This is a genomic window from Amycolatopsis sp. TNS106, from assembly GCF_019330265.1.
GTDB classification, from domain to species: Bacteria; Actinomycetota; Actinomycetes; order Mycobacteriales; family Pseudonocardiaceae; genus Amycolatopsis; species Amycolatopsis lurida.
On the sequence record NZ_CP024972.1, the window covers coordinates 2369897 to 2383962 of the forward strand.

The 14066-nt window shown below is 64.2% G+C and carries 12 protein-coding genes; all 12 read right to left on the reverse strand.

From position 1 onward, the window contains the following. Positions 1 to 94: 94 nt before the first annotated feature. Positions 95 to 322: a hypothetical protein gene (locus tag CVV72_RS10680; protein ID WP_219152263.1), complete on the reverse strand. Its 228-nt coding sequence runs from the start codon at positions 320 to 322 to the stop codon at positions 95 to 97. Positions 323 to 417: 95 nt separating this feature from the next. Continuing rightward, complete coding sequence (locus CVV72_RS10685) at positions 418 to 2346, reverse strand: AAA family ATPase (protein ID WP_219152264.1); 1929 nt, start codon at positions 2344 to 2346, stop codon at positions 418 to 420. 151 nt (positions 2347 to 2497) lie between these two features. Next, positions 2498 to 4057, reverse strand: a complete 1560-nt coding sequence (locus CVV72_RS10690) for a hypothetical protein (protein WP_219152265.1) — start codon at positions 4055 to 4057, stop codon at positions 2498 to 2500. A gap of 228 nt (positions 4058 to 4285) precedes the next feature. Beyond that, positions 4286 to 5671 (reverse strand): AAA family ATPase, encoded by a 1386-nt coding sequence (locus CVV72_RS10695; RefSeq protein WP_219152266.1) that lies wholly within the window; start codon positions 5669 to 5671, stop codon positions 4286 to 4288. Between the two features lie 67 nt (positions 5672 to 5738). Further along, a complete protein-coding gene (locus CVV72_RS10700) occupies positions 5739 to 6737 on the reverse strand; it encodes a hypothetical protein (RefSeq protein ID WP_219152267.1) in 999 nt (332 codons plus the stop codon). Between the two features lie 140 nt (positions 6738 to 6877). After that, the gene (locus CVV72_RS10705; RefSeq protein WP_219152268.1) at positions 6878 to 7783 is read right to left on the reverse strand and encodes a hypothetical protein; all 906 of its coding nucleotides are present in this window, start codon (positions 7781 to 7783) and stop codon (positions 6878 to 6880) included. A 660-nt stretch (positions 7784 to 8443) separates the two neighbouring features. Beyond that, positions 8444 to 9088 carry a hypothetical protein gene (locus tag CVV72_RS10710; protein WP_219152269.1) on the reverse strand — a complete coding sequence of 215 codons (645 nt, stop codon included), beginning with the start codon at positions 9086 to 9088 and terminating at the stop codon, positions 8444 to 8446. A 318-nt stretch (positions 9089 to 9406) separates the two neighbouring features. Then, a complete protein-coding gene (locus CVV72_RS10715) occupies positions 9407 to 9709 on the reverse strand; it encodes a hypothetical protein (protein WP_219152270.1) in 303 nt (100 codons plus the stop codon). Between the two features lie 112 nt (positions 9710 to 9821). Then, positions 9822 to 10316 carry a WhiB family transcriptional regulator gene (locus CVV72_RS41870; RefSeq protein WP_219152271.1) on the reverse strand — a complete coding sequence of 165 codons (495 nt, stop codon included), beginning with the start codon at positions 10314 to 10316 and terminating at the stop codon, positions 9822 to 9824. Positions 10317 to 10602: 286 nt separating this feature from the next. Further along, the gene (locus CVV72_RS10725; RefSeq protein WP_219152272.1) at positions 10603 to 11262 is read right to left on the reverse strand and encodes a hypothetical protein; all 660 of its coding nucleotides are present in this window, start codon (positions 11260 to 11262) and stop codon (positions 10603 to 10605) included. A 112-nt stretch (positions 11263 to 11374) separates the two neighbouring features. Continuing rightward, on the reverse strand, positions 11375 to 13258 hold the full coding sequence (locus CVV72_RS10730) for a DEAD/DEAH box helicase (RefSeq protein ID WP_219152273.1): 1884 nt from the start codon (positions 13256 to 13258) through the stop codon (positions 11375 to 11377). A 42-nt stretch (positions 13259 to 13300) separates the two neighbouring features. Continuing rightward, positions 13301 to 14044 carry a hypothetical protein gene (locus tag CVV72_RS10735; protein WP_219152274.1) on the reverse strand — a complete coding sequence of 248 codons (744 nt, stop codon included), beginning with the start codon at positions 14042 to 14044 and terminating at the stop codon, positions 13301 to 13303. Between the last annotated feature and the right edge of the window lie 22 nt (positions 14045 to 14066).

Below are 14066 nucleotides of genomic sequence, written 5' to 3' on the forward strand. Positions count from 1 at the left end.
CCGTCAGGGGCCGTCAGGCCCCTGAAAGCCGGGACCGTGGTGCGTGCTGTGCTCAACGGGTACCCGGTGCCGCCGACGACATGGCAGCTCCTGGCTACCGGGTCACCCTTCGGGTGCGGGCAAGGCGGGACAGCCGGACGTCCTCGTCCAGTGGGTTCGCCGGGCTGATGGCGCCATGCTGGTCGGTGGTGAACAGGCCGAGCATGAGGCCGAGCTCGCGGAGCTCGTCGACGTCGCGGGCCTTGGCTGCGAGCGTCGTCCGGGCACCGTCGGCGACGACACCGGTACCCCAGGCGCGCTGCTGCGCGTCGGTAACGGTCATTCTGGCTCCTTCGGACTGGTCGGGAAATGCCCGAGCGCCCGTGCCCCTGGGACGAATCCAGGAGGGGCACGGGCGCTCGGGGCAGAACGGGAAGCTCACCCAGGCGGCGAGGTCTCTGATTCCTCGGGCGGCGGCATCGCTGCGGCGACGGTGACACCGGCCCGCTGGGCAAGCAGGCGATTCTCGATCCAGGTGCGTACGGCCTTCCCCGCTGGGCGAGCGCCCTGGGAGTCCACGTAGGTGCGATCGGCGAGGGCACGCAGCTCGTCGTCGGGGATCTCCGTGGGAAGGCACGACGCCAGCCGGGGCTTAACCGCCATGATGTGCTCACGCTGCCGGGCGTAGGCCGTTGCCATGATCAGGCGATAGGTGTCCGCGTCGATGGGGTTGAACCCCACGATCAGTGAGAAGCGGCCCAGCAATTCGGGATCGAAGAACCCGGTCAGGGCCCTGGCAAGGCTCGGGGGCGGCACCGGTGTCCGTACAGGACTGAACCCGATCCGGTGTCCGCTAAGCGAGTCTCGTGCGGCGTTGGTGGTGCAGATGATCAGCGCCTTCGAGAAGTCCAGAAGCTTACCGTGCGCGTTCCGGATGTAGCCCTCATCGAAGGCGGACAGGAACAGCCTCTGCACCGCCTTGTCGGCCTTCTCGAACTCATCGAGCAGGATGACCCGGTGAGGGTTGGATTCGAGGGTGTCGAACGGAAGCTCCTGGTTGGAGTCGGATCCGAGGTAGCCTGGCGGGGAGCCAATGATCTTGGACGTCGACCATGACCCGTGGTACTCGGTCATGTTCAGGATGATCGGATCGGAGCCGGTCCTCTGCCGAGCGATGATCTTGGCCGTGTCGGTCTTTCCCACTCCCGAGGCTCCGGCCAGCAGCCACGTCGTCGGGGTCGTCGCGGGGAACAATTCGAGGTCTTCGCGCGCCAGGTGGTCGGTCAACTGGTCGAGCACGTCGTCTTGCCCCTGCAACCGGCTCCGGAGGGTCGTGCGTAACGTCTCCAGATCGAAGTCCGGTCGCTGGGCGTTGCCCGTCATCAGCCTCTTGGCCACGTCGAGTACGCGCGCCTTCGTCAGTTGCACCTGCCCCGCGTTCTGAAGGATCTGCGCAAGGGCCGTGTCGCCGTCGTTCTGGGCCTGGACCACAAGTTTCTTCTGCTCCAGGACACGGTCGGCCATCGCCCGGTCGAGCAGGGTGATGGCGTTGTCGGGACGGTGCTGTCCGGCCCGCGAGTTCGCTTCCGCGATCGTGACAGTGTCCGCCAGGACATCGTCCGTAACGGCGATCTGATGGTGATAGTGGGCCACGAGGCCGGGCCGGACGGACGCCAGCACCGTCCGGGTCTGCTCGACGGTCAGTTCGTCGACGATGAGCGGTGTGAAGCGGCGGGCGAAGGCCGGATCCTCGTCGACGGCACGGACTTCGGTCGAGGTGGTGGCGCCGATGACCGACATGTCGCCGCGGGCCAGCGCAGGTTTGAGCATCTGCGAGATCTTCCGGCCGATGGGATCGCTGTGACTGCTGGTGCCGCCGGTGATCTGGTGGATCTCGTCGATGAACAAGATGACCTTGTTCTTGGGGTCAACCGCGAAGTCCACGACCGCCTTGACCTTCGCCTCCAGCGAACCGACGAAACTTGAGCCGGCGATCAGGTTCGCGATCGGCAGTTCGTAGATCGTATGGGACGTGAGGTGATCGGGAATCAGGGCGTCTCCGAGCTCGATCCGGCGGGCGATGTCCTCGACGATCCTCGTCTTGCCGACGCCGGCGGAGCCTTTCAGGAGGACGTTCGGTTTGTTCTTGCTGATCAGGACCGAGAGGACTTGCTCGATCAGCGTTTCCCGGAACATCGTCGGGTCGGCCTTGGCGAACTTCTCGTTGTAGTTGACCAGCAGCTCGTCGAGGATGTCGACGTCCGTGTCGCCGGGAGGCGAACCGGGCGTGGGCAGCCCTGGCGGGTGGCCGCCGGGGGGATTGCTGTCGTCGTCGGAGCCACCCGACGTGAAGTTGCTGAGAGCCATGCGCGTCTCCAGTGCTGGGTATGGCCAATCGGGGCGCGCCGCGCGGACGCGCTGGACGCTCGGACGGCGAGGGGTAGGTCGGGAGACCGGGCGATCAGCAGTGCCGACCGGTGTCAGCGGCGGCACTGCTGATCCGGCTGGCCAGCTGGGATCAGACGACCATGCCGAGGAGCTTCTGACGGATGCTCGGATCGATGTGCTGCATCGCGTCGGCGTATTTGCTGGCGAGATCGACCATCGTGGGCCAGTCCATGGCAGAGCACGGGGCGTAGTACAGATTCGGCGGGTGCTCCTCGCGCGTGGCGGGAGGAGCCCAGTCGAAGTCGGTGATCATCAGGCTCAGCTGGCGCTTGCGCGTGGCCGAGGCGTTGATGTACCTCCATACTTGCTGGAAGTTCGTCCCACCGGTCACCTTGGGCACCTTGCTGAAGGTGTGCCAGATTTGCTTCTCCGACTTGTTCTCCACCCTGAGCAAAGACTCCTGGGACAGGATGTGGCTGAACGAGTTGAAGTACAGGTTGATATTGAGCCTCTTGGCGATCCTGATCAACATCATGACCGCTTCCTGATAGTTCGCCTCGCTGATCGATCCCGACGTGTCGACGTAGATGTGCAGGTCCGGCAGGTAGCTGGTGGAGGTGATCCGGCCAGGCTTGTTGTAGTCGTCGGGTGTCCTGCGATTGGCCTTGAGAAAGGTCGTCCTCGAAGTGCGGAACACGTTCTGCGAACGGGCGACTGCCCGCATGCGCCGGAGCACGCGCTTGATGTCCTTGAACAGGTCGATCTTGCTCGGCGGCTGCTTGCGGAATGCCACCCGCGCCGAGCGGCCGGTTGGCTGGCCGGCGTGCGGGAGCGCCGCGATGGCTGCGGCCCTGGCGGCGGCCCTCGGCAAAGAGGTGAGCTTGGAGAGGTTCCGGTGGGAGACGATCTTCAACGGCGATGCCAAGGACTGATTGATCATCCCCCACTCGGCCGTGATCTTGGCCGCGCTGGTTCGGGCGTGAGCTTCGACGTTGACCAGGACGACGGACTGGGGGCAGAAGAGCTCACCGACCGTGAACGGCAGGACGCCGACCTCGATGGCGGTACTGGTCGCCGCCGACTGAGCCCGGTGCTGATCGACATACTGCATCAACATGTGAAGGAGCACCCTGGGGAACGAATGTTCTTCGTTACCGTCACCGTCGTCCTTCCGCAGCAGGAGCGACTCCGTCAGATCGTTGAGCCTGAGCGCCGCGAAGTCGGTCAGCAGTCGTGACGTGGTGGACGGGACCACACGCCTCATCGCTGCGATTTGCACAGACAACCAGGTCTTGAACGTGTCGAAAGAGGCCGCGGACTGGAACCAGAATCCGAGGGTGTTGGGATGGAAGGAGTAGGCGAGTGACGTGAAGAACAGGCTGTCATCGGCGGCACCGGCGAGCAGGCTTTTCGCGGCGGGTACGACGTCGTTCTGCGCCGTGTAGAGGACTCGTGCCGAGGGGGCCGGAAGCTTGTTGCGGTGACCTGCCTGGGTCGCGAAGAGTTCTCCCACGGGAAGCGGGGTCGCCGGGTCGAAGTTGACCATGGTCTGGCCGAGCAGTTCCTTGGCGCTCTGCTCGGCACCGGCGTTCATGATGTCGCCGAAGCAGCTCATGAGCATGCTCAGGACGTCATTGCTGATGTCACGCCCCGAGGCATCGGTGATCGTGACCGGGCTCTTCGGGTTCAAGGGCGTCAGCAACGGATCCGCGAGGGTCTGCTGGATCGCCGGGACCGGGTCGTAGTTGCCGGTGAGCGAGATCGTGTGCACCGGATCGAGCACGGCCGGTTTCTGGTTGGTGACAGTTATCGTCATGGCAGCGTCTCTTTCAGCGTTCCGAGGTCAGGAGTCCGGTCACTCGCGGCTGCGGGGCCGTTCTGGATGGGTGCCACGGCCCCGTCTCTTATGGGCGGCCGATCAGAGGTAGACCTCCAGCGTCGGCTTGAGTTTGTTGGCGATCGGGGTATCCGAAGCCAGGAAGGCCTGGAGATTCGAACGATCGAATTGCTGTGTGGTCACCATCGCCATGAGCGTGCGCAGGTGCTCCTTCTCGAACTGGGTCGCGGCACGGGCCAGGTGCTCGATCAGGAGGGCGTTGTCGTCGTTCTCCTGGAGAGCGAACAGCACGGCGCCGGACAGTTCGTTCCCAGTCAGCAGCGCAATCTCCGTTTCGAGATCGTTCACCGTGCGCGCGGACTTCAGCTGCGCGTAGCAGTTGGGCTTCGGCACGTTGACGCTGTTCTGCTGGCCCGCGGGGTTGGATGCCAGGTCGTCGGCGATCACGTTGACCAGCTGAGCCGTGAAGGTGGTGTTGCCGGTGTATGCCTCGATGGCCTCGTTCAGGAGCGTGGTGTCACGCTCACCGATCTGGACCTGGGTCTGGATGTACTGCGCCAGCTCCCGGGGGTCGGCCGCGTTCAGCCACTTCGACAAGTTGTCGATGGTCCGGGGCGTGGTGAGCTGGTTCATCTCCTCGCCACCGTCGAACAGTTCGGCCATGGTGACCTTGTCCTCGTCGCCATCGCTCTGACCGTCGGCCACGAACGCGGTGGGAATGGACTTCTGGAAGATCATTCCCGGGAACTGCGTGAGCACCTTCTTCACCCAGGGGTTCATCCCGTTGCCCAGAATCGAGAGCAGAGTCGGGGTGTCCGGCTCGACGTGGAAGATCGCGAACCGAGAGAGACTCGCCTCGTCCAGCGACGTGACGTTTCCCTTGTCGTTGCCCGCGACGACGATGCGGACATTATCCGGTAGTGCGACATGCCCCATGCGGCGCAGAGTCACCAGCGTGAGCGCACCGGATGTCACGTCCGAGGTCGTACGGTTGATCTCATCGAGAAACAGCACAGGCCATTCCCGCGGATTGCTCCGTGCATAGTCGATGCACTCCTGGATCACCTGGTGGGGGTAGAAAACCTGCTTGTAGCTCTGACTGCCGTCGTCGGTGGTGTAGGGAACCAAACGCGCGCCGGTGAGGTCAGCCTTGTCCGCGAGCTGGTTGCACGGCAGGGTGAATGCCTTCGTGCCCATCCCGTAGGCCAGCGCGTCGACGAACGAGGACTTGCCGATGCCTGGCTCGCCCATCAGTGCGGGTGTGGCACCGACTTCCAGGGCCTGCTTGATCAGCGTCGTGAGAGTGTCGTTGAACTTCATGATGAGGTCCTTCTGGTCGGGAGAGGGCAGGGCGAACGAGAACGTGCCTGTATCCGGTGTCGATTCCCGGGGACGTGTCCGCGGTTGGACCTGAGGTGACAGCACCGCCTGTCCGGGTGGCGGTGGAGCCCCGCTGCACACCGCCACCCGATCGCGCTCCGCGCGATCCAGTCCTTTCATCATCACCTGACGCCGGCGTCCCTATCCGCGTGCGTCAGCGCGATGACGGGGTGTCGCGCTCCGCTTTCTGAGCCGCAGCTTCACGTTCTGCCACGAGCGCGGCGGCCCGCTCGAGAAGGAACGGTCTCTGGTTGCGCAATTGCGTGTGTTTCGGACGAGCGGGTAGTACCTCGAGCGCGGCTCGATAGAGCAGCCACGCCCGGTCCCCCGGCGTGTAGTGGTTGCCGAGCGTGCCGAGCGTCCGTAACGGCACCTGCATCCAGTGGTAGAGCGTGCCGAGAACTGAGAACTCCCAGCGGGACAGATCGTTGTGGAAGTCGTCCGGCCTGCGCAGGCGGCCGCGAGCGCCGAGCACGGTCTGCTCGACGATCGTCTCCGCGTGGGGGATGACCGGCATCGAGCTGCCCGTGCTGACCGTGGCGGACGTGACGCTCGCGCTCTCTCTCGCGTGCACAGCCAGATCCGCGTAGACCTCCTCCACTGTCGCGCCGAGCCGGGGACGGATCGTGGCGGCGGCATCGTCCTCGACCGCGTCTGGTATCGGGGACCGTGTGAAGGTCACCCAATGGTCGAGAAGGAGCTCGTACCATCCCTGCTCGTGCCTCAGCGCACGCTTGTCCGCGGCCACAGGGAAGTCGTGCAGGTTCTCGGGCGCGGGAACGATCAGGTGAAACCCCGCTCCCGACATCGACTGTTCCGCATAGAGAATTCCGGGCATCCGGCACAGGTTCTCCGCGATCTCCGGCGGGCAACCTGGCTCGATATCGATCACCAGGAGGCCGTCCGTATGCACCTGGATGTAGAACGCGGCGTTGCTGGCACCGGGAAGGGCCTCGGTGAGCTCGTCGAGATCGGTCAAGCACACCGGCCCGATGTTCCAGGCGCCGCGGACACGACCGTGGTCGATCAGTTCACGCAGGTCGATCGGGGCTTTACGTTCGTCGACGTCCTCACCGATCTGCCCTGAGACAGTCCATCGGCGGGCGGGTGCCAACGCACGTATCGCGGGATTCTCATAGAACTGGGGGAACATCGCCCGCGGGTCGGTAGGCAACATCGTGACACGCACGCTTTCGCTGGATGGGAAACCCTGGCGAGGGGTGTGTCAAAAAACGTGCCCTCGCGTTGCTCTGCTCGGAGGCAACGCGAGGGCACATTCGGCTACACCAGCGCTCAGCCCTGATAAGTGATGCCGGCCTGTTGGTCACCGGCGCTCGCCGGCGGGTCACCGGCTCCGCGGGTACCAGCCGTACCAGCCCCGACGCCGACCGGCGAGCCCACTGCCGATCCGGCATTCTTCAAGGCCGCGTTCTCACGTTCGAGGCGCTCGAGTTTCTGCTCGGGTGTTTCCTCGGCCTGCTCCGGTACGACAGTGGCGGTATCGGGAACACCAGCCTGGGGTCGTGTGGCCGCCGTGGGACGCGGCGCAGGCATAGGCCGTCCGTCCTTGATCTCCGTGCCAACGGTTTCGGAGACGCCGCTGGTGGACGCGTCGGCGGGCGGCTGGAGCGCGCGGGGCGGGGTGTTGAACACGATGCCACGGGCGGCGAGCTCGCTGGTGGCCACGCCGCCGGCGTTGTAGTAGCGAGGCTTCTCGTGCACGATCACCTGACTGAGTGACAGGCCGCGGTTGGCGAATTTCTCGGGCTTGTAGACGCGCAGGACCAGCTCGACGTCCAGCCCCTGGGCGAGCTCCTGGCCACTGGTGTCCTGGTCGAAGGTGCCGTCTCCCGCCGCGGCCGGGATCGCGATGATAGGGAGATTGCTCCCCTTCGAGTCGATCGAGTAGTTGGCGCCGGTTCCCGGATTCTTGGTCGAGGTGTACCGGCGTTCGTCGACGTACCGTTCCTCGATCGTCGGGTTCGCCGGGTCGGCGAACTGAACCTCGGCCTCGGTGATCGTCACTGTGGTGTGCGGCCTTCCCACGGGGCTCATGCCGCTCTGGATCTTGCGCTGGTCGCTGCGGGCGAGCTCGTCGCCGTCGATCGGACGGGTGAGACGGCCGAAAGCGAGCTTTCCCCGGATGAAGACAGTGGTGTTCTCGGTCAGCTGGCTGGCCGAGATGGAGTGGTTGCTCATTCTGTTCCTTCTGTTCACTTTTGTTCAACGGCATATCGGAGCAGTGAGAGAATCGGTGGATTCTTCTTGTCGCCTGACGAGGGCGCTACGGTGCCGTCACCATGACCACTCGCTATAGCCGACTGTCGCGAGTGACAGCCGTACCAACGTAGAGAGGCACTCATGCGAGGCTCCCGGAATCTCCGAGCGTGTGACGTCGGAACTGCGTGAACGACAATTGCACCGCGCGCACAGGCCGGGATTGTGGAGCCGAATCAGGCCCCGCGATGCCGGACGGTGAGACGCATGAGCAAGGCCCGGTCCGTCGTGGCCGATGGACCGGGCCTTGCTCACCTGTCGTGGGCGCCTCGTCGTAGCACCGCGGGCGGGCCCGAGACAGGAGTGGGGTGCACCCCTCGTAGCGCTCCGTTCGCCGCGTCTGTCTTGCAGGCCTCGGGAACGGACTCTCAGCGGCATCTTGCGTGGTTCCTCGGACTATCGGCCCCGCCCGGGCGGCCGTTGTCGCGTTTCTGGCCACAGATCTCGCGCCACCATGCCCGGGGCCGGCGTCAGCCGGGCCATGGCCGACGGCGTTTCCGGATGTATCGTCGGTGGCTTCACGCGCACGGACTGCTCACATCGCCGAAATAGACGCATCCGGCAGTGGAAGCCGTCCGGCGCTCAGTCAGTCGCTGTTGCCGCCGGTCCCTCGGCGTCTCGCGTTCCGTGCTCCCGTTCGGACAGGAAGCTGCGGACCTGACCACTGTTCATCATGTCACCCAGATGGGCAAGGAACACCGCACGTTGAGTACGCCGTCGATCGTGGCGAGGCTCGTAGACGCGCAGGGCCCGCATATCGATCACCCAGCCATTCTCACGAGCGATGGCCTCGCCCAGCGCTGAGCCTTCGGGAACGTTCATCCCGGTGAAGTCGTGGTCGAACTCGGGCGCGATGTCGAGGCGCTGCTGCGGTTCCACGAGGTGGACGACATCGCCGCCGACTCTCGCGCCGTCGTGATCGAAGGCGGTGAGGACGGCACGATCCGGGTGAGCGGTGGTGTCGACGTGGACAGCCGCGACGGCACCATCGTCCATGAACGACGTGCTGGCCACGTGCTGATTGACACGGGCCCGCACCTCGTAACGCCACATGATCTCGCGCGCCTCCTCGAAACCGTGGAATCCCTCCGCGTCCGCGCTGTGCTCGCCCGACTGCTCACTGGCCGGCGGATCCCGCTGCGCATCCGGGATGGGCGTATGGTGCCGCGGGTGCCTCGCCGAGACCCTGACGCTGTTACGTGACTTTCCGATCATGTGGGTGACCATCCCTCCTCGCCGGCGATGCCACTGCAGGACTGCGGCCGCGACGCTGTTGATATTCCTCACCGGAGCTCTATGCGTGCTGGCAGCACGGCAGCCGTGCCTTGTCCCACGAGCACCGTCAGTACGCCCGGACAATCGCTTGCGCATGGCGAGGGTCCCGATGGGCACCGTCGTCGACGTCCACATGTCACACCTCTTTCCCCTCATAGGACCAGTACAAAATCAACTCTGCCATCACCGCCGGTGTTGCGCAGGAAGTCGAAACAGATGCGCAGCGTGATCGCGGTGCCGGTGGTCGCCCTGGGGGGTGGACTCTCCCGGCTACGTCCTGGTGGTGGCGGGGACGGTGCCCCAGAGAGGCTCTGTCGCCACCTTCACCAAGGTCAGCCCTGGTCGTTCGTCGTCCCGGCTGACTTTCCACCTCCGACGCAGAACGGCGGCTTTATTCCTCGCGAGGCGGCGTTCAGAAAACGGGCCGAACGCGCGGGCGTACGTCGTCGTCTTTCCGGTCTTCGGGTGGCGATGCTGAAGAATAGCCACCGTGATAAAGCCGTGAGCCTCCGCGCTCACCAAAGCGTCCCAGGATGGATAGATCGTGTCGGTGTTTGGGCTGTAGGCTTCCATGGCGGGTCCCTTTCGTCCGCGCCACCAGCGACGACGCGTGGTTCTCGGTATTCGGCCGGCTGGTGGTCTCCGTGACCGCCGACCGCGGAACGGCCGTGCGCACGTTCAGAGTTCACGACGCCGCCGTGCTCCCCGTCCTGGCACGATCCGGGGAACCTTCATCGCGGCTTACTTGAGCACGGTGCCGCTTCAGCACCCTGTAGACCGTCCGGTCGGTGACGCCGATCCGCGCGGCGATGGTCGGCGCCCGCATACCTCGGCCGGTCATGGTCACGATGGTCGCGTCACGTTCATGCTTGCGCGCCTGCGCCGGTGTCAGCTGAAGATCCGACAGACTATCGATGATGCGATTGCGTTCGCCGGCGGAGACGCCACCCCACACTCCTGTGCGCTCATCGGCTTCCAAGGCGTACATCAGGCACTGAGCCCGGACCTCACACCGGGCACAGATACGTTTCGCGTCCACGGCATCGTCATCGTCATCGGGGAAAAACAACTCTGGGTCAGTCTCCGCGCAAAGGGCATCATCATGCCAGCGTGGCTTCTGACGTTCAGCGCCGGATGACACCAGTAGTTCGGTCGAGGTGTTCGACACGTAATAGCGCATAAGTTCCGCCCATGTTCCGCAGTCCTCAAACACGACCTCGGAGTGCGTTTGATGACTGCTTGATACTCTCGTCGCCCAATTCAGATCTCGTAGCCCAGCCGCGATCGCGATCAGCCTCGGCGACTGCAGGCGCCGCGGCTGCCGAGACCACGTCGGCGGGCTCACGCACAGATACAGCCACAACATCGATGGGGCATCGTCATCGACTATCCGCACCAGCGCGCTGTCGAGGCCCGGTAGCGAGCCTCGACAGCGTGACTCGCCCCACCCGGCAGCTGGGTGACCGTCAGTCGAGGTACTGACGAGGAGCGCTGTCAGCCGATGTGGCGGCCGTTTGGGATCCGAGGGCTTCTCCAGCCATGTTGGCCAACTGGTCCAGAAGCCCCGACAGCAGGATCCGGACCTCGGCATCATTGCCGTGATCACGGAGCCACTCCGCAACACCGTGCGACATGCCATCGTCACGTTCCCGCAGCGCGGCGGCAAGCTCACCGGCAATCGAACTGGCCGAATTCCCGGGATGCTCGGCTGTGATGTCGACGACCACCGCCACGACTTTCCGATGGCTGGTCGTGGCGGATGCCAGGAGTTTCCTCAGCGTCTCCCGTTCGGCTCGACCTTGCTCGTCGTGATAGACGAGTGTGATCTTGTCGGGACTGGTCAAGACGTCAGCGGTCGTTGCGGGCACCGCGCTGTCGACGACCTCGATCAGTGCACGAACCTGTCTCAAACGGGCCAGCAAGGAGTCTCGCTCTGCTTTCCGTTCCCGGAACCTGGCCATGTGTCTATCGCAGCACGTATCGAGTGGCCCAGGCGCGGCGTTGACGTCCTGATAGCCGGAGATGTAGTGCTGGGTCTCGGCGGCCTTGTCGAAGAGCGCGTTCCTGATGATGCGGCGCTGATCGTCCGTCGTCGTGAAGGTGAATTCCGATGGCGCTTCTGTCACTGCCTAATCCCCTATGATCGCGTGTGCGGTGTCGGTTCGCCGTCCGCGTCCGGACGCGGCCAGCACCACCGGATGGGCGCGGTGTGGGCTACCTCCCCGAAGGATGCGAGTTCTAGACCCGCTCAGAGAGCCAGAGGTCATTGAGGTCTTCGCGAATTTCGGCTTCCAGAGCGGCGGCGCAAATCGCATCGCCAGACACAGCGTCGAGGAGGTTGTCCTGGACCAACTGCTTCTCTGCCAGCAGACGAGGCATACGCTCGTCCTGGGTACCCTTCGCGATGAGACGATGAATCACTACTGGCCGGGTCTGCCCCGGACGGGGAAGTCTGCCGTTGGTCTGCAGGTAGTGTTCCAGCGAGAACGGCAACGTGTACCAGATCAGCGACGAGCCGCCGTACTGCAGATTCAGACCGTGCCCGGCGCTGGCGGGGTGAAGCAGCATCACGGGAATCTGCTGGGCGTTCCACCGGTGGACCATGTGGCGAGAACCATCGAAGGCCTCCGCGCCGACGCCTGTCTTTACGAAGTGCGCGAGCAGGCGTTCACGATCTGAACGGAACTGGTAGGCGATGAGCATCGGCTGCCCGCCGTTGTTCCTCACCAGATACTCCGCCATCTCCAGCTTCTTGTCGTGGATGACGGTGTAGTCGCCCTTGGACGATGGCTGGTCCGGATCGGCGGTGTACAGCGTCCCGGAGGCGAACTGCATGAGCTTGCTCGTCAGCACCGCCTGGTTGTCGGCGACGATCGATTCAAGGCTGTGGGTGAGCGCACCGTCCGCATCGCGGTATGTCTTGACCACATCCATGACGAGGTCGCGCCTGAATTCCTTGTAAGTCTGAAGCAGGTCCGCAGGAAGCGTGACGTTGACGTCCTGGATGCTTACCGGTGGCAGCACCAAGGACGTGTTTTCCGCACTCATAACCAGGTGAGAGATCGCCTGGTGGATCTCTTCTTCGGCATCGTCTTTCGGAATCCACTTCGCCGGCGTGGTGGTGCCAGGCACCATCTTCGGGATGAACCAGCGGCGGCGGAAGTCCGTGATGGTTCTGCCGAGCGAGGCGCCCTCGTCGAGCAGGTAGACCTGGCTCCACAGGTCGTGTAGGCCGTTCGGACTGGGTGTTCCCGTCAGCTCGATGAGCCGGTTGATCGCGGGTCGGACCTGCGCGAGTGCCGTGAATCGATCGCTCGCATGAGATTTGAAGCCCTGCGACTCGTCGATGATGACCGTGGGAAACGGCCAGGTGATGGTCCGTTGCCCGTTGAGCTCATGAACCGGCATCTGGTCGACCAGGCCGAAGCGACATTCGGAGCAGCCCTGACCGGAGCAGGTCGGGCAGGGACGCCGCTCTCTTGCCACGGCCTTGGCCGCGAGCAGTTCGCGGATCGCCGTTGTGATCGCCGCTTTGCTGGGGACGGGCCGGCCGGACCGAGCCGCCTCCTCGCGGCAGTTGACGACCACGTCGTCCTGGGGCTCCGGTCCCCTGGTTCGCAGGAAGTCCAGGACATCCAAGGCCTCCGGTGACAGCGTGCCCAGAACGTCCGGTGGAAGCATTGGGCCGGATGTGCGGTCGAGCACCGCTTTCAGCACGCTCGTTCGCTGGGATGGCTGAGTGAGAATCTCCTGGTTGACAAAGTACATCGTCGGCTGGTCGGTGAAGATCTCCCGAAACCGCTCGAGACGTTGCTGCCGGGAGATCTTCCGGTCAAGGTCGTCGACGATCAAGGACTTCGTCCTTATCGGAAATCCCCACTTCTCGATCTCGTCGAGCCATGTCGATCGAGCGATCGCGACAGGCGCGATAAGAAGAATGTGCCCGATCGGCCGTACAGTTTGCAGGACACGCAGTGTCGCGAGGGTTTTGCCGCCGCCTATGTTGACCCAGGCCCCAGCGAAGGGCCGGTCGACGATGAAATCGTGGATCTGTTGCTGGTGGGGCTGCAGGGCGGGGGCCTGGGGCACCGAGGTCCGAGTGGTGGTGTTGGCGGTTTTCACGACCTGTGCCGTCCTTTCTGGCTTGTCGTTCGGCGGTCGTGCTCAGACATCAAGGACCTCTCGAACGAGGTCCAGCCGGGCTTGAGCTTCGTCGGCACGTCTCTTCTCACGCGCCAGTTCGGCTCCGAGTGCTGTGACACGGGCGGTGAGCCGGGCGAGCTCCGCGTCATCCGGCAGTGCCCCGGCCACGATCGACGTGGGGGGTTCCGCTCCGGCAGGAAGTCCCTGGCCGGGGCCGATCACCGCGGAGGTGTCCGCGTCGTGGCGGCCCGTCGCCGCAGGTTCGAATCGCGGGGCGCGAGTGTCGGCTCCCCCGTTCCCCTCACGAACGCTGAACCTCACCACGCCGTCCTCGTCGAACGTGACTTCCAGCTGCTGCGTCGCGGGCAGACTTTCGGGTTGCCGGTCGAACCATCGGCTGAATGCTGCTCCATGTACGACAAACGCCTCGGCGACGGTCATCAACTCTGGGGTACGTGACGTTTGCCGCGTGATCGCAGCGCCGTCATCGTGGCTATGATTGGACATCAGATGACGCAGGTCTCTACGTACGTTGTGAATTTTCCTGTTGGACGCTCCTTTGTTGCGCGACACGGAGACTGAACCTCCGGCATTGTTGCGAATGATGCAGTTGCCATTCGCCGAGATATCCCCAAGACATCCATACTCGATGGCCTCAAGGATCAATTTCCGCGCCTGATCGTCGAAACCTCCGAGTTCCTGTCGGGTGAGACGCCGAAACTTGTCGGCGCCGCTGTTTCCGCTCCGCGATTGGCTTTTCGTCATCTGCTTCCTTCGAGTCCGCACG